General features: G+C 63.8%; 18 protein-coding genes and 1 pseudogene. 11 read left to right on the top strand and 8 right to left on the bottom strand.

From position 1 onward, the window contains the following. The first annotated feature begins 14 nt into the window (after nucleotides 1–14). Entirely contained in the window at nucleotides 15–683 is a 669-nt protein-coding gene (locus FM101_RS05190; RefSeq protein ID WP_143269224.1) for a DUF6226 family protein, read from the top strand. Between the two features lie 250 nt (nucleotides 684–933). On the opposite strand, the gene FM101_RS16105 is transcribed toward FM101_RS05190, so the two are convergent. Beyond that, nucleotides 934–1110 carry a hypothetical protein gene (locus FM101_RS16105; protein WP_342744365.1) on the bottom strand — a complete coding sequence of 59 codons (177 nt, stop codon included), beginning with the start codon at nucleotides 1108–1110 and terminating at the stop codon, nucleotides 934–936. Between the two features lie 382 nt (nucleotides 1111–1492). Between FM101_RS16105 and FM101_RS05175 the strand changes: the two genes are divergently transcribed. Together FM101_RS05175 and FM101_RS05170 are read left to right on the top strand one after the other, a co-directional pair. Continuing rightward, nucleotides 1493–1699: a DUF3040 domain-containing protein gene (locus FM101_RS05175; protein ID WP_086996473.1), complete on the top strand. Its 207-nt coding sequence runs from the start codon at nucleotides 1493–1495 to the stop codon at nucleotides 1697–1699. Nucleotides 1700–1740: 41 nt separating this feature from the next. Further along, nucleotides 1741–2193: a hypothetical protein gene (locus tag FM101_RS05170; RefSeq protein WP_143269222.1), complete on the top strand. Its 453-nt coding sequence runs from the start codon at nucleotides 1741–1743 to the stop codon at nucleotides 2191–2193. A gap of 48 nt (nucleotides 2194–2241) precedes the next feature. Here FM101_RS05170 and FM101_RS05165 read toward each other — a convergent pair whose 3' ends face one another. Beyond that, on the bottom strand, nucleotides 2242–4065 hold the full coding sequence (locus FM101_RS05165) for a bifunctional metallophosphatase/5'-nucleotidase (protein ID WP_245806622.1): 1824 nt from the start codon (nucleotides 4063–4065) through the stop codon (nucleotides 2242–2244). 157 nt (nucleotides 4066–4222) lie between these two features. On the opposite strand from FM101_RS05165, the gene FM101_RS05160 reads away from it, so the two are divergent. From FM101_RS05160 to FM101_RS05150, 3 genes are all read left to right on the top strand, one after another. Beyond that, on the top strand, nucleotides 4223–4858 hold the full coding sequence (locus FM101_RS05160; RefSeq protein ID WP_086996467.1) for a TetR/AcrR family transcriptional regulator: 636 nt from the start codon (nucleotides 4223–4225) through the stop codon (nucleotides 4856–4858). Beyond that, nucleotides 4845–6599, top strand: a complete 1755-nt coding sequence (locus tag FM101_RS05155) for an MDR family MFS transporter (RefSeq protein ID WP_086996464.1) — start codon at nucleotides 4845–4847, stop codon at nucleotides 6597–6599. The genes FM101_RS05160 and FM101_RS05155 overlap by 14 nt, the downstream gene beginning before the upstream one ends. A 162-nt stretch (nucleotides 6600–6761) precedes the next feature. Next, nucleotides 6762–7106, top strand: a complete 345-nt coding sequence (locus FM101_RS05150; protein WP_086996461.1) for a bifunctional 3-phenylpropionate/cinnamic acid dioxygenase ferredoxin subunit — start codon at nucleotides 6762–6764, stop codon at nucleotides 7104–7106. On the opposite strand, the gene FM101_RS05145 is transcribed toward FM101_RS05150, so the two are convergent. Both FM101_RS05145 and FM101_RS05140 read right to left on the bottom strand, forming a co-directional pair. Beyond that, nucleotides 7089–7937: a hypothetical protein gene (locus FM101_RS05145; protein ID WP_086996458.1), complete on the bottom strand. Its 849-nt coding sequence runs from the start codon at nucleotides 7935–7937 to the stop codon at nucleotides 7089–7091. The two genes, FM101_RS05150 and FM101_RS05145, sit on opposite strands and share 18 nt — an antisense overlap. A gap of 50 nt (nucleotides 7938–7987) precedes the next feature. After that, entirely contained in the window at nucleotides 7988–8962 is a 975-nt protein-coding gene (locus FM101_RS05140; protein ID WP_086996455.1) for a D-2-hydroxyacid dehydrogenase family protein, read from the bottom strand. A 109-nt stretch (nucleotides 8963–9071) separates the two neighbouring features. Between FM101_RS05140 and FM101_RS05135 the strand changes: the two genes are divergently transcribed. The 4 genes from FM101_RS05135 (at nucleotide 9072) to FM101_RS05125 (ending at nucleotide 12112) form a co-directional block, all read left to right on the top strand. Further along, nucleotides 9072–10088, top strand: a complete 1017-nt coding sequence (locus FM101_RS05135) for an aldo/keto reductase (RefSeq protein ID WP_086996452.1) — start codon at nucleotides 9072–9074, stop codon at nucleotides 10086–10088. A 116-nt stretch (nucleotides 10089–10204) separates the two neighbouring features. Beyond that, nucleotides 10205–10327 (top strand): hypothetical protein, encoded by a 123-nt coding sequence (locus FM101_RS16055; protein ID WP_256382365.1) that lies wholly within the window; start codon nucleotides 10205–10207, stop codon nucleotides 10325–10327. Nucleotides 10328–10392: 65 nt separating this feature from the next. Further along, on the top strand, nucleotides 10393–11610 hold the full coding sequence (locus FM101_RS05130) for an MFS transporter (RefSeq protein WP_086996759.1): 1218 nt from the start codon (nucleotides 10393–10395) through the stop codon (nucleotides 11608–11610). Nucleotides 11611–11659: 49 nt separating this feature from the next. Further along, nucleotides 11660–12112, top strand: coding sequence for a DedA family protein (locus FM101_RS05125; RefSeq protein ID WP_086996449.1), 453 nt, complete (start codon nucleotides 11660–11662; stop codon nucleotides 12110–12112). Between the two features lie 16 nt (nucleotides 12113–12128). On the opposite strand, the gene FM101_RS05120 is transcribed toward FM101_RS05125, so the two are convergent. Both FM101_RS05120 and ald read right to left on the bottom strand, forming a co-directional pair. Then, entirely contained in the window at nucleotides 12129–12683 is a 555-nt protein-coding gene (locus tag FM101_RS05120; RefSeq protein ID WP_086996446.1) for a DUF421 domain-containing protein, read from the bottom strand. A 77-nt stretch (nucleotides 12684–12760) separates the two neighbouring features. Then, nucleotides 12761–13888: an alanine dehydrogenase gene (gene ald, locus FM101_RS05115; protein ID WP_086996442.1), complete on the bottom strand. Its 1128-nt coding sequence runs from the start codon at nucleotides 13886–13888 to the stop codon at nucleotides 12761–12763. A gap of 105 nt (nucleotides 13889–13993) precedes the next feature. Between ald and FM101_RS05110 the strand changes: the two genes are divergently transcribed. After that, nucleotides 13994–14485 carry an Lrp/AsnC family transcriptional regulator gene (locus FM101_RS05110; RefSeq protein WP_256382364.1) on the top strand — a complete coding sequence of 164 codons (492 nt, stop codon included), beginning with the start codon at nucleotides 13994–13996 and terminating at the stop codon, nucleotides 14483–14485. Here FM101_RS05110 and FM101_RS05105 read toward each other — a convergent pair. Then, the gene (locus tag FM101_RS05105; protein ID WP_086996439.1) at nucleotides 14482–15216 is read right to left on the bottom strand and encodes an ABC transporter permease; all 735 of its coding nucleotides are present in this window, start codon (nucleotides 15214–15216) and stop codon (nucleotides 14482–14484) included. The genes FM101_RS05110 and FM101_RS05105 overlap by 4 nt on opposite strands. Then, nucleotides 15213–15535: pseudogene (locus tag FM101_RS15835) on the bottom strand (hypothetical protein); the annotation flags it as partial. The pseudogene FM101_RS15835 and the gene FM101_RS05105, both read right to left, overlap by 4 nt.

The following is a 15535-nucleotide window of genomic DNA, read 5'->3' as shown; positions in this document are numbered from 1 at the left end:
GCTACCGTGGGGCTATGAGCGGATATCGGCGCCCAGACTTCACCCGGGAGATCCATCGCGATGGACAGGGCGCACCGATCGCCTACGGCCATCGGTGGGAAGGAACGTCTCCGCCTTCACGCGCCTACTCCACGGTGGGTCATCGGCACCGTTTCATCCCCTTGCACGAGGTTGCCGATGCCCTGATCGACTGGCTGTTGGGTGCTTTCGACGTCGTCGTCGAACGGGAACCGGAAGTTGCCTCCGATTTGCTGTTCCCTTCGGAAGACGTCGTCCGTGCGGTCCGGGTCGTCCCGTCCATCCTGTTCGCGGCCCCGGTGACCTTCGTCTTCACCGGGTTCCCGGGGATCTTCCTGCACGCGGGTGCCCTCTACGACGCCCACTATCCGGTATGCGGTTGCGACGCCTGTGATGACGACGTTCCGGAACTTCTGGAAAACCTTGAATCCGTGGTGCGAGCCGTCATCTCCGGCTGCTTTTTTGAACGGATTAGTCCCACCGACGACCAATCGGTCGATTATCGGCTGGCCGAGCCGGGCCGGTGGGAAGAAGCCGGGTGCATCCAGGCCGAGGACGTGCCCGAGGGAAGGATGGAGACTGCAGAAGCCATGCTCCCTTCCGATGGGCACTGGCTGCCGTGGCCTGAAGCGATGCGCGACGCGGCTGGTGCGGCAGGGGGCTGACAAACCGTGTGCCCGTGGCGCAATATTGGGTCATGCCTCATGCGCCCAGAGATTTTGAATACTCCGTCGGTGGCGGTTCCGTCGTCATCTTCCATCAGGGCCGGCGAGCGTCGACGCTCCGCGGGACGGCAGCCTCGCGATTCCTTCGTGACGTCGAAACACAAGAACCACAAGCGCTGATGGCGCGAGTCACCGGCAACTATAAGCGCGGAAACGAACGCGTTGCGCAGAGTCATCCACGGAATCGGGGCTAAGCATCGCCTCCGATTCGGTGTCCAATCCTGGTCGATGACTCATGCCCAGACCCGGCGCTGAGATGGCGATTCCGCTCCTCGATGAGCTTCTGCAGATAGCGGGCCAGGACCAACTTCTCGACCAGACGACCGAGAGGGCCGAAGGGCGCCGCGAAATCGATGCGGTCACCCATGGTCGTTCCCCCGACTCCTGGCTGAACTCATGGATATGCCGAAACCATCGGAACGGGCCCTTGACCTGTTCGTCGATGAAGGAGTGCGGTGCTTCCATCTGCATGACGCGGCTGGTCATCTTCAGGGGGACGCCGAAATGCCAAGCCCGCCACGTCACGTCGTCCCCTTGTGAGACGAGGCCCGACGTGACGTCGGCGACGGCCTCCTCCCGGGACTTCCCCAGCGATTACTGATAGATGTCGATATTCCGAGCCAGATCGAATAACCGTTCCTGAGGGATGGTGGTCCACGTCGTGCACTGGAAAGACACGCTCATGGGCAGAGTCTCTCAGGTGTTGGCCACCTCTGGAACGGCCGGCGAATACGCGGTAAGGTGCGCACATGCGCTTCACCTCCAAGCAACGCCTCCTCATAGCCGCCTACTGCGCCATGATGCTCGTGGGCCTGCTTCTCCTGATCCTCGGGCTCTTCGGAGAATCCTGGTGGCTGCCCGTGATCGGAGCGCTCATCGCCGCAGGATCCGGATTCACGCTCTCCATCTGGTTGCGGGAGTTTCGAGGTCAAGACACCCTGAAGAACCGGGCCTGAGGGTTGTTCCACGGGAGGCGCTGAATCCGTAGTCTGTAGGCGTGAACAGAACAGCAACGCCCTTCCTCGTTATCGGTGGCCTTGGCATTGTGCTCGGCGGTCTTTTCTCCGCCATCAGTGCCGGTTCCCCCTCCTATTTGGCCGCCTGGGCGGTCGCCTATTTGGTGCTGGTGGTCGGAGTCGCGCAGGTGGTGCTGGGCCTGGGCCAGGACCGGCTGGCCGTAAAGACCCCTTCGGAGGGCATCGTTTCGGCCGAGGTCTTGACCTACAACCTCGCCAATATCGCCGTGCTGGGCGGCTCGATGTTTTCACTGACGTTGCTGACGTGGACTGGTGCAGGACTGATCGTCGTTGCCATGGGCCTGTTCATCTGGGCGGCCCGCGGTGCTGCCTCGGAACAGCGGTGGTGGCTTTATGGATACCGGGCGATGATCGTGGTCATTCTGGTGTCGGCCCCGATCGGCATCATTCTGGCGAATTCACGGATGGGCTGAAGGCGGCCGCCAGTGGCCGCGCCGGCAAGTCCGGCGCGGCCATTGGCACTACTGCGTGACTGCCCGGCCCAGCGGGGCCGGGTCGACGACGTCGTGGGCTTCGAAGTAATCCAAGGCAGCGACCAGGTCGCTTTGGCCCGAGTCGGTCGCGTTTGCGCCCTCGGCCAACGTCGTGAAGTTGTCGCCACCGGCAGCAAGGAACGAGTTCATAACCACCTTGAACACGTCGTCGTCCGCAATTGCCTCGCCTTCGAAGGTCATCGAGGTGATATGTGAGCCGCGGGCCGCGTCCTGCATATAGGTGTATGCCAGGCCTTCGGAAATCCCCAGATGCAACTTGGGGCGGCTGGAGCCGTCGGGCTGCCACTGTTCTTCCAGCACCGATTTCAGCTGCGCCCCGGTGAGGTCCTCGGTCCACAAGGTGTTACCGAAAGGTTGGACGTTGGCCACGTCCTTATACGTGACGGTCCCGTCCGTGCCATACAGCAGGTCTGCCCGCAGGCCTCCCGGGTTCATCAGGGCGATCTGTGCCGGTTCTCCGCCGAAATCCTCATTGGAGGTCGCCCACAGCTGCATATCTGCCACGAGATTGCCCATCGAGGATTCGACGCTGCGGTCGGCGCCGGGCTCGGCCCCACCGCGCAGAATGTCGCCACTGATCTGGCCCACCTCTTCCGCGCCGACGATCTCGGCTTGCTCGGCGGCCTTCTTCACGACCTGCGCCACTCGACGATCCGCCGGGAAGGCAGGAACGGTCTCGCCGGCGTCGCTCGTTTTCGTCAGTTCCACCAGCGAACCAGAGAGGGCAACAGGCTTCTTGGAACGACGGTCCACGGTGATCTTCACCCGGTCCAGCGTGGTGCCGTATTCATGGGCCTGCACGACCGGGCGCTTCATCGAGGAGGACCAACCCTTGACCGGTAAGGAGCAGGCATATTCCTGGTGGGTGTGGCCGGAGAAGATGGCGTCGACGTCAGCCGATGCCCCGCGGATCAACTCGCCATAGGCGGTGTCTTCGTTGGCGATCGCCGAGCAGTCCGTGCTTGCGGAGCCCTCATGAGCCAGCAGAACGATCACATCCGCCTCGCCGTTGGACTTCTTGCCGTCGGAGAGCTGCTCCGATACCCGGTTGACGGCCTCAAGCTGGTTGCCGAAGTCGAGGCCGGCGACTCCGGAGGGGGTGACCAAGGATTTGGTCTGTTCGGTCACGACGCCGATGAATCCGACCGTGACACCCTGGACCTTGCGCAACGCATATTCCTTCAACGCCGGCTTCTGGGTTCCCTCGTAGTAGACGTTGGCCCCCAACGCGTAGTCGGCCCCGGCATTCTTGTTGTGCTTACCGTAGCGCGGGATGACCCGATTCTTCAGGTCGTCGATCCCGCGATCGAATTCGTGGTTTCCCACGGAGGAAACATCAAGCCCCGCGGTGCGCAGTGCATCGATCGTCGGGGTGTCGTCCTGGGAAAATGAGGTGAAGGTCGAGGCGCCGATATTATCGCCCGCGGAAACGAACAGGGTGTTGTTCTTTTTCTTCCCGGATAATTCGTTGACAGCCCCAGCCAAGACCGCCGCACCGGCAGACGTACCGCCCGCCTCGATCCGACCGTGGAAGTCATTGATGCCCAGCAGCTGGATGGTACTCGTTCCCGGCTGGTGGTGACCCTGTCCATGGCCCCCACCATGATGACCGCCATGACCGTTGCCGTGGCCTCCGCCATGGTGGCCCCCGGGGCCGCCACCGTGATGGCTTCCGTGGCTGCCTCCCAAGGGCATGGCTGCCTGGGCCGGGGCCACCAGTGCGGTGGCCGCCAGGGCGAGGCCGGCGATCACCGCGCCGGCCGCTCGGAGTGTTTGCTGATGTGGGTTCATGACTGGACTCCCGGATGCGAGGTGTGATGTATCGCACATTTTCGGTACGACACTCGGGTGATCCTACCGAGGGTCGTCGTGGAGTCAATGGCAAAATGTGTTTCATGGAACAACTTTGCAGTTGTGCAATGTTTGCAGTCGTGCATAAACTGTACCCATGCAAGAAGTCCCCTTAACCCAACGAGAGCGCAATCGTCTCGACACCTGGAATGCGATCCATGATGCAGCGGCGGCCATGGCGCTCGAGGACGGCCCCGTCTCCGTGACGATCGAGGCCGTCGCCGCCCTGGCCGGAGTTTCCAAGCGAACCTTCTTCAACTATTTTCCGACCAAGGAAGATGCCATCCTCGGCACCCGGGATCCGTCGGTTTCCGAGGAGCTGCTCGAGCAGTTCCGCACCAGTGATGCTGATCTGTTGACCCGGATCGTGAGGATCCTGACCGGCGTCATGTCCACCAGCCTGGGCCGGGGCCACGCCTACCAGACCCGTCGCGACATTATTGCCCGTTACCCCGAGCTCAAGGGGCGGATGATGCAACATATTAATGCCGCAGAGCAGCTGGTCGAGGAAATTCTGCAGGAGCGCATCGATAGCGATGCGGCCGAGGAAACACTGAACTTGCTACCCGATGGTCAAGACTCCGCCAGGGCGCTCCTGATGCTCGCGGGAACCATCACCCGATACGCCTACCGTTCCGATCCACAAGGGACCGTCGCCGATATCGAGCTCCATATCGATTCAACCGTCAAGATTTTCCGAGAGGTAATGCAATCCACCCATGACAACGCTTAAAACCACCAAAGCCAAACCGGTGATCGGCAGCAAAAACCACATCATGCTGCTCTTCGCCGCCCTGATGATCACGATGCTCATGGCGTCGCTGAATCAGACCGTGCTCTCCGCCGCCTTGCCCACCATGGTGGGTGAGCTCAACGGCGTCGAGCACATGGCGTGGATCATTACGGCGTTCATCCTGGCCTCCACCATCATGATGCCGGTCTACGGCAAGCTCGGCGACTTGTTCGGGCGCAAACCCCTGCTGATCGTCGCCATCCTGATTTTCATGAGCGGCTCCATTCTTGGTGCCCTTTCCGGCACGATGAACGGCGTCATCATCGCCCGAGTCGTCCAGGGGCTCGGCGGCGGCGGCTTGATGATTCTTTCTCAGGCCACCATCGCCGACGTCATCCCTGCCCGCGAACGCGGCAAATACATGGGGATCATGGGCGGGGTCTTCGCTCTGTCCTCCGTCGCTGGCCCGTTGCTGGGCGGTTGGCTGACCGAAGGGCCGGGCTGGCGCTGGGCCTTTTGGCTGAACCTGCCGTTGGGCGTCCTCGCGGTCCTGGCCACCATCTTCCTGCTGCACGTGCCCCGCACGCTCAATGACGTCCGCCCGAAGATCGACGTCGTCGGGATGATGATGATGGGCATCGCGACCACCACCCTGGTGCTCGCCTGCACCTGGGGCGGGAACACCTACGCCTGGGATTCCCCCGAAATTCTGGGTCTCTTCGGTGCCACCGTGCTCTTCGGCGTGGCCTTCGTCCTCGTTGAGCGCAAGGTCTCCGAACCAGTGATCCCGCTGATGCTGTTCAAGAACCGCAACTTCGTTCTCACGACGTTCGCCGCCCTGATGGTCGGCATCGCCATGTTCGGTGCCATCGGCTACATGCCGACTTACCTGCAAATGGTCACCGGGTTCGGCCCGACCGAAGCCGGTTTGCTGATGATCCCGATGATGGGTGCCCTGCTGGTGACCTCGGTCGTCGTTGGCCGGCAGGTCTCCGCCTCCGGGCGCTATAAGAAGGTCATGATGGCCGGCACGTTGCTCTTGGGCTTGGGTCTCGGACTGCTGTCGAGCATTCACGCCGATACCGAGGTCTACATGATCTGTGTGTTCCTGGGTGTGATCGGTCTGGGGTTGGGCATGAGCATGCAGATGCTCACCCTGGTGGCGCAGAACTCCTTCCCGCTGAAGTTCGTCGGTACGGCGACCGCAGGACAGAACTACTTCCGTCAGGTCGGGGCCACCCTCGGCTCGGCAGTGGTCGGCTCGCTCTTTGCCAGCCGGTTGAAGGACATTTTGGCCGATAAGCTACCCGCGGGGGCCTCTTCGGGGGCCAGCACCAACTCATTGACTCCCGAATTGGTCACCTCCCTGCCCGCTCCGATCCGCGACGTGATCGTCTCCGCCTATAACGAGGCCCTGGTCCCGCTGTTCCTGTGGATGGTCCCGCTGGCCATTGCCGCGACCATCGCCCTGTTCTTCATGAAGGAGGTGACGCTGGCTACTCGTATCGAGCGCGAGATCCCGGCGGCATCGGTTTCCGAGGGACAGCTGCCAGGAGCAGACGCGCCTGTCCCGGCCGAGCAGCGCGAACCGGTATCCGTGGGAGCCGGCGGTGGCGGCAGCGAACCATCCCAGGTGCCGTCCATGGCACCAGTACCGGCTACACAGGTGTCCGAGGCGGTGGGTAGCGAGGCGGGGCAACGTCCTCGCGGCGCCCACCGTGCCACCGGCCAGGCCGAGTAACCGACCGATACCAGCGGCCGACGGACAGCTTCACCCAGGGGCATCTCCCGAAAGGGGGTGCCCCTTTGTGATGCCCCACATTGCGTGGAAGTCAGCCGTGGACAACACTGGAATGAAAGGGACCCACCTGGTGTCCCGCTGCGCCAACCAAGGAGTAACACCGTGAGCGAACCCATCAATGTGGGACCGGTTGAAGAGATCGAAGAAGGCGAGGCCAAGGTCATCGACGCCGATGACACCGGGACCGGAAACGATATTTCCATCTTCCATAGTGAAGACGGCAACTTCTACGCGCTCGACGACGAATGCACCCATGAAACCGCTTCGCTGGCTGAAGGCTGGATCGAAGATGGCGAGGTCGAATGCCCCGTGCACTCGGCGCGTTTCTGCCTCAAGACCGGTGAAGCACTCTGCCTGCCGGCAACCGTCAACGCCCGCATCCATAAGGTCGAGGTCCGTGACGGGGACGTCTTGCTCTACCCCGGGGTTTCACCCAACGCCGGCTAGACGCTCCAGCGCCAGGGCGGTTCCCAATTCGGGCCGATCCGACGGGTGTTCAAGATAATGCACCAGGGCCGAATGCAGGCCGTTCGGATCCGCCAACAGGTACGCCACCTGCACCACCACCTCTGGGGAGGTGGTGGTGTTGTGTGTCGGCCCCTCACCTGCCGACCGGTCGTGGGCCCTCAGGACCATTAGCGCCGGGCCACGCCGGCCCAGGGGCGTACGACCACGTGGATTCTCGGCGCTGATCGATTCCATATCCCGCCAATACATTTCGGTCAGGCCCAAGGGCCCAAAGACCACCACGCGGCTCCGGGTCAGGAAAACCCCCGGCTCCTGCTCGGCGGAGGCGATGCGCAGCAGCCGCAGGCCTTCACGCAGGATCATGAATCCGGTAATGCCCAAGGCGATGGCACCGGCTATCGTCCAGAAGCGCTCGAACCCGGCATGTAGCAGAGCGAATTTTCCGACAGCAGCCAGGGCGGCGACCAGCCCGATCACCCCGAGGCCGACCGTTGCTGCGGCAAAAGCCGGCGAATTATGGCGGTAGGCGAATCGGGTGGAGGCGCGCAGGCCGCTGGACGTGTTGACGGGGCTGAGCTCGGGCACCTGGGCGGTGGCGGGCAGGCGGAACTCGCGGACCAGCGACACGATGGTGCCGATGCCGAAGGCCACCAGGGGGATACCGAAGAGGAGCGATTGCAGGACCAACGCCCAGACGCCCAAACCGATCAGGAACCCTGCCATGACGAAGGCGGGAAGTAGGTGGTGAGCCAGCTTCCACCCCCGGTTACGCGGGGCCCACTGGACCTCGTGGCGTTCCTGTGCTGACATGCATCCATCGTATCGAGGAACCGTGCCGTTCGGCGGCAGCCGGGCGTGGCTCAGTTGAGTCGGCGCAACGGCTCACCATCGAGCCAGGCTTTCACATCCTCGAAGGCTTCCCCGTAGAAGACCTCATAGGTCTGCCGGGTCACGTAGCCCAGATGCGGGCTGAGCACGGTGCGAGGCGCGGAGGTGACCGGGTGGTGGGCCGGCAACGGTTCGACGTCGAAGACATCCAGCGCAGCCCCGCCCAGCCAGCCCTCATGCAGGCAGCGCAGCATCGCGTCCTGGTCCACGATTCCGGCCCGTGAGGTGTTGACCAGCAGCCCGTCGGGACCCAGGAGGGGCAGCTCTGCTTCGTCGACCAGGCCACGCGTGCGTTCGGATAGTTGCAGGTGGATGCTCACGACATCGGCGCAGGCAAAGAGCTCCTCGCGGCCCACGAGCCGAGCGCCGGCCGCCGCGGCCCGGTCCGCTGCGAGGTTCTGACTCCAGGCGATGACCTCCATCCCGAAGGCGGCACCATAGGCGGCAATACGCGAACCGATCCTGCCCAGTCCCAGGATGCCCAACGTCGTGCCGGAGAGGCCCCTGCCAACAGTGGTGCCGTTTTGCCACGTTCCTGCCCGCAACGAAGCCTGTTGGGCAGGAATATCCCGCATCCAGGCCATCAGCAGTGCCCACGTGTGCTCGGGAGTGGCGGTGGTCGACCCGGCGGTCCCGCAGACCGTGATCCCGGCTCCGGTTGCCGCGTCAAGGTCGATGGACGCGTTGACTTTTCCGGTGGTGACCAGCAATTTCAACCGAGGTAAAGCGGAGATCACCTCGGCGTCGAAGGCCGTGCGTTCACGCATGGCGATGATGATGTCGAATCCGGCCAAGGCCTCCACGGTTTCCTGCAGGGTGGGTAGCGGGTCGTGGAAGACGACGATTTCGACATCCTGCAGCGTGTTCCAGGGAGCGAAATCCAGGGCGACATCCTGATAGTCGTCGAGGATGGCCAGCCGATGGGCCGGATGGTCGGTGGGGGACATCGAAGGCGCCTTCCGTACGGATAGTCGTGTTCTGTGAACCCTAGCGCCGTATGCTGGCAGTCTCTGGCCGGGGCGGGCCGGAGCGGCCACCGTCATGAAGGAGCCCAGAATGCACGACGCCGGATCACGACTGGTTTTCGGTTGCATGGGACTCGGCGGAGATTGGGGGACCGGCCCCATTGAGGCGGCGGACGTGGCCACGGCGCATGCTGCGGTGGACGCGGCGCTCCACGCAGGGATCACCGTTTTCGATCATGCAGACATCTACCGCAACGGGAAAGCCGAAGCAGTCTTCGGGATGGTGCTGGCCCAGCGCCCCGGGCTGGCCGGGAATCTGCAGCTGCAAACCAAATGCGGAATCGTGCTGGGGGATGCCCAGACCCCGGGACGGTACGATTCCAGCGCGGCGTCGATCCTGTCGCGGGCCGAGGAATCGTTGGTCCGGTTGGGGGTCGAACGGATCGATACTCTGCTGGTCCATCGGCCCGACCCGTTGACGCCTCCCGAAGAGATCGCCGCGGCCTTCAGTGAGTTGCACCGGGCAGGGAAGGTTGGCCGTTTCGGGGTCTCCAACCACTCGGCGGTGCAGATGACTCGGCTGCAGTCAGTGCTGGATCAACCGTTGGCGGTCAACCAGCTACACATCAGTCTGGGGCACCGTGGTTGGGTGGAATCCGCGGTCATGGTCAACGTCCCCCAGGGTCCTGCCGGGCCGGCCTCCGGAGACGACGGCGACCAGCAAAAGCAGACTGACCCGTCACCGGCCCTGGCGGCGGCGGGGTTCCCCGCGGGGACGCTGGAATACTGCGCCGCACATCAGGTGCAAGTGCAAGCCTGGGGGTCGATGGATCGCGGCCGCTATACGGCACCGGCAGCCGATGCTCCCGACGCCGACCGTGACACCGCGGCACGGGTGGAACAGGTGGCACGGAAACTCGGGAGCACCAAAGAGGCGGTCGTGCTCGGTTGGCTGATGCGCCACCCCGCCGGCATCCGGCCGGTCATCGGGACCACGAACCCGCGACGGATCGTTGATTGCGCCCCGGCGGAGGACGTCGCGGCACGGATGTCGGGCGCCGACTGGTACGGGATCTGGACCGCGGCCCGGGGAGAGCCGCTGCCATAACAGCAGGTCCGGACCGGGGCCCCGGCAGAGGAGGATCAGCCTGCCTGGCGCTCCAGCGTCTGGCGGAGAGACGGCGTCGTACATCCCGCTCCGAGACGAAGTGCGCGGATCTGCCGATGGCCGAATACGATGGCGTCATCATGAAAAAAACTCGTTCACTCGCCAAGCCCCTGACGTGGCTGCTCATTATTGCCCTGGTAGGAACCGTAGGAGCCGGTGCACTGCAAGGCGTCTTGTGAGCGGAGGAGTCGTGAACGACGGCGTCACCGGCGCCGGTACCGCCGCCTCAGACGTCGAAGCGCTGATGGAGCCGACCCGCCGCGTCAGTGCCCGGTGGGTCACCGGGGCGGTGATGGTGAACCTGGTCATCAATGTGGCGTTCTTCGCGCCGATCAACATCCTGATCGGGTTGCAGGCTACGGCGATCGATGCCGGGAACAAGGAGGCCATCCTCACCCTGGTGACCGCTTGCGGTGCCGCCGTCGCCCTGGTCACCAACCCCGTCACGGGGGCACTCTCGGACCGGACGACCTCCAGGTGGGGTCGGCGCTCGCCGTGGATCCTGGCCGGAGCGGTGTTGGGCACCGCGGCGATGCTCTTCCTCTCGGGGGCCACGACCGTCGCCGCGCTAGTGATCGGATGGGCGTTGGTCCAAGCCGGTTGCAATGCCATGTATTCAACCATCACCGCTGCCGTCCCGGACCGGGTCCCGGTGGCCCAACGGGCCTCCGTCGGTGGACTGGCCGCAATGGGTCAGACCCTGGGGATCCTCGGCGGATCAGTGGTCGGTTTCGTGATCTCCGGAAATGTGGCCGTCGGGTACTGGATCTGCGCTGCGGCCATCGCCCTCGGGGTGATCCCCTACCTGACTCATCGGAATGATCCGGTTCTGCCTTCGGGGCACCACCCACCGTTCCGGATCGGCGGATTCCTGCGCTCCTTCTGGATCAACCCCGTCCAGTATCCCGACTTTGGCTGGGCCTGGCTGACTCGGTTCCTGATGTTCGTGGGCAACCAGCTGGTCATCGTTTACCTGCTGTTCTTCCTGACCGATGTGATCCACCATCCGGATCCCGCCGCCGGGGTGCTGGTTCTGACGGGGCTCTACGCCGTCATGGTGGTCATCACCAGCGTGTTGGCCGGGCGGTGGAGCGATCGGGTGGGGAAGCGGAAGGTCTTCGTCGCCGGGGCATCGGCAGTGATCGCCTGTGCGGCGCTGATCATGGCGTTCTTCCAGGTCTGGCCGGCGGCGATGGTCGGCGCAGCCGTCCTGGGCATCGGCTTCGGCGCCTACCTGGCGGTCGATTTTGCCCTGTTGACCCAGGTGCTTCCCTCGGCGGCGGCCCGTGGCAAGGACATGGGGGTGGTCAATATTGCTGCCGCCTTGCCCCAGGTGGTGGCCCCGGCACTGGCCCTCGTGGCGGTGAAGTTCCTCGGCGGCTATCTGGCCCTCTTCGTCCTGGCGGCAATTATCGGTCTGGCTGCAGCAGCCTTGGTGTATCGGATCAAATCCGTCCCCTGATGGCTGACCCGTGGCGAGGGCGGCCGGGTTTCGGCGGTATTCTGGGTCAATGGATTGGTTACGCGAGGCTCCCTTTGGCTGGGCGTACCTCTTCCTTTTTCTGCTGTCCATGGCCCGCGCGAACACCACCTACTGGGTGGGGCGCGGCGTGGTCGCAGGGGTCAAGCATTCTCGTTTCGAATACGTTTTGGAAGGCCCGATCTACCGGCGGGCCAAACGCTTCGTCGCCCGCTGGGGGATCCTTGCGGTTCCGCTGTCCTTCCTGACCATCGGCATCCAGACCGCAGTCAACGCGAGCGCGGGGATGTCCAGGATGCCCTTATCTCGCTACCTTCCTGCGGTGATCGCCGGCTGCCTGATGTGGGCGCTGATCTATGCCACGGTGGGGATGGCTGTGGTCTACGCGGCGATTGCCGTTGGCTGGCAATGGATCGCTCTGGCGGGGGTTCTGGTGGTGGCCGGAGCCATCCTGTGGATCAGGTACCGGCGCAGGAACGGCTAGGCGGAGGGACCGGCTCTTATTCGGTCCGCACTGCCATGAACGACGCTGGCACCAGGTCTGCGCCCGCGACACCCTCGAGCATTCGCGGCTCGATGAGCACCCCCGAACGCAGGATGCTGATCTGCCCGGTGGACTCCAAGATCACGCAGGCGACCTCGGACCGGTGGCGGATGCCTGCCTGACGCAAGCGGGCGACCAATTCCCTTTCGGAAACATGGGTGCGGCGAAGGTTGGTCTGGACGATCTCGTCCCCGGCCATGAGCAGGAACGAGCGGTTGTTGATCATTCCCGAGACCCGCCGGAACCGACGCAGCTGCCCGGTGATCGCCTGCAGGGCCAGCAGCGTGACCAGGCCCAATGCGCCGGCGACCACCGTCGGGGTGTAGCCCAGGATCGCACGCCCGACGACGGCGCCGAGGGCGACGGCGGCCGCCAGATCGAAGCTGGACAGGCTGGCCATCGTGCGTTGGCCCATGATCCTGATCAGCGCCAGAATCACGAGATAGAGCGCGATGGCGGATACCACCACGCGTGCCGCGTCAATCCAGGTCAGTCCGTATTGTTCCCACATCTTTTTTCCTTTCCGCCAGCCTCCAGCCTAGACCGGGGGAATGCGGCGGTCCGACGGGGGGACGGGATCGAACTCTGCTACTGCTGTCCTGCCCCGTTCAGGATCTCGGCGGTCGGGGTATGGGCCAACCCCAGGGCCTCGGCCACGGGGGCGAAAGTGACGTGGCCGTCGTGCACGTTCAAGCCGTTGGCCAGCCCGGCGTCTTCCTGCAGTGCCTGGTGCCAGCCCTTGGAGGCGATGCGCAGTGCGTAGGGCAGGGTTGCGTTGGTCAGTGCCACCGTCGAGGTTTGCGGCACGGCACCAGGCATGTTCCCCACGCAGTAGTAGACGGCGTCGTGGACCGTGAAAGTGGGGTTGAGGTGTGTGGTGGTGTGCGACCCCTCGAAGCAGCCGCCCTGATCGATCGCGATGTCCACCAAAACCGATCCGGGGCGCATATGCGAGACCATTTCGGTGGTGACCAATTTCGGGGCGGCGGCGCCGGGGATGAGGACGGAACCGATGACCAGGTCGGCCGCAGCCACCTCGCCGGCGATCGTGAACTTGGTGGAGGCCAGGGTTTTGATCCGGCCGTTATAGGCGACATCGATTTCCTTCAAGCGGGCCAGACTGATGTCGATGATGGTCACGTCGGCGCCCATGCCCGAGGTGATCGCCGCGGCATTTTCGCCGGCAACACCACCACCGATGACCACCACCTTGGCCGGACGGGTGCCGGGAACACCTCCCATCAGGATGCCCGACCCGCCATTGGGCTGCTGCAGCTGGAAGGCCCCGATCTGTGCGGCGAGCCGGCCGGCGACCTCGGACATGGGGGCCAATAGCGGCAGGGTACGGCCCATGGTGACCGTCTCATAGGCAATCGCGGTGGCCCCGGCATCGATGATGGCCTGGGTGCATTCGCGGGAGGCGGCCAGATGCAGGTAGGCGAAGAGGATCTGTCCGGCGCGGATGCGGTGGTATTCTTCGGCGATCGGTTCCTTGACCTTCAGGACCATGTCGGCGCTGGCCCACGCGGCGTCGGCGTCTGCGCAGATCTGCGCACCGGCTTCAACGTAGAGTTCATCGGGAATACCTGAACCGAGGCCTGCGCCGGTCTCGACGATGACCTCGTGACCCTGTGCGACGAATTCGGAGACACCTGCCGGGGTGATGGCGACACGGAACTCGTTGTTCTTGATTTCACGGGGAACGCCGATGATCATAAGGACTCCTTGGTGTGTTTTCTGCGGCCCTTCGGGTGTTACACAGATTTTATTTCGGTACAATCGAGAATATCCGTAATTTCCATCCATCGGAAAGAGTGTGACGTGGCCACAGCGAAGAATGTTCGGACCGGTCGGCACTATGAGCTCGATGATATCGACCGTGGCCTCTTGCGGATGCTCACGGAGAACTCCCGGCGGACCAACAACTCGCTCGCCGAAGAACTCGGGATCGCCCCCTCGACCTGCCTGGCCCGCATGAATGCGCTGCGCGAAACGGGGGTCATCCGTAAATTCACACTGGATCTGGATCCAGAGGTCCTCGGACATGCGCTCGAGGCGCTGATCTTCGTGAGGATCCGTCCCGGGGCGCGGCACCTGATGTCCAGTTTTGCCGAGGAGATCCGCAGCAAGGCAGGGGTGATGCAGCTGTTTTTCCTCGGCGGAACGGATGACTTCGTGATCCATGTGGCGGTCAAAGATTCCAACGACGTGCGCCAATTCGTGCTCGACAACCTGTCGGCCAACCCGGCGGTGGCCTCCACGCAGACATCGCTGGTCTTCGAGCACACCCGCGGCGAAGTCCCCTGGCTCTAGGGTGTCCGACGGCGCAGGGTGATGGATCCCAACACAATGGAACCGACGATCCACGCCCCGATGAACAGGGCCCGCACCACGACATAACTGGAATCCTCGTCGCCGGTGGCCACGGCGGTCAGGGCGTCCATGGCGTGTGAGAGGGGCAGCCAGTCCCCGATGGTTTCCAAAACGCCAGGTAGTTGGGTGCGGGGCAAAAAGAGTCCTCCCAGCAGGATCTGCGGAAAAACGAAGGCCGGCATGAACTGGACGACCTGGAACTCGGTGCGGGCAAAAGCGCTGGCCAGGAGGCCCAGGGCGGTTCCCAGCAGGGCATCGGCGACGGCGATCACCAAGAGCAGCCACAGCTGGCCGTTGATTTCCAGGCCGCAGACCCAGATCGAGAACGTCACGGCGATCGCTGTCTGAGCCAGCGCGAGGAGCCCGAAAGCCAGCGTGTAGCCGAGGATGAACGACCCCTTGCCCAGTGGCATGGTCAGCAGCCGCTCGAGGGTCCCGGAACGGCGTTCGCGCAGCGTGCTGATGCTCGCCACCAGAAACATGATGATGAAGGGGAACATCGCAATAATGGCCGGCCCAATGGTGTTGAAGACATCGGTCTCCGTGAAGATCCAGGCCACCAGGCCGATGAGGAGACTGGGAACCACCAACAGGAGCGCCATCGTGCGTGGATCATGGAGGATCTGAGCCAGAACGCGTCCGGCGGTGGCCCATGTGGCGGAGAGGTTCATGGTTTGACTCCGTGGGTCGGAGCGGCCGCAGCCCTGCGATGTCGCCCAAGTGCCGGAAGGCTGGCCGGGGAGGGGGCACCATCGGAGGCAATCAGGGCCAGAAAAGCGTCCTCAGCTGTCTCTGTGTTCGTGGCCCGCAGCAGCCCTTCGGGGGAATCGTCGGCGATGAATCTGCCCTCGCGCATCAAGAGCAACCGGTCGCAGCGGGTGGCCTCATCCATCACATGGCTGGAAATCAGCAGGGTGGCCCCATCGGCGGCTAGTTGTATTGACCACGGACGTTGGTAACGCTCCGGGGTAGTTGAAATAGGGAAGACCT

The organism is Arthrobacter rhombi, assembly GCF_900163545.1.
Lineage (GTDB): Bacteria > Actinomycetota > Actinomycetes > Actinomycetales > Micrococcaceae > Arthrobacter_H > Arthrobacter_H rhombi_A.
The sequence above is the reverse complement of the archived record's forward strand: the minus strand, read 5'-3'. Positions and strand labels throughout refer to the sequence as shown.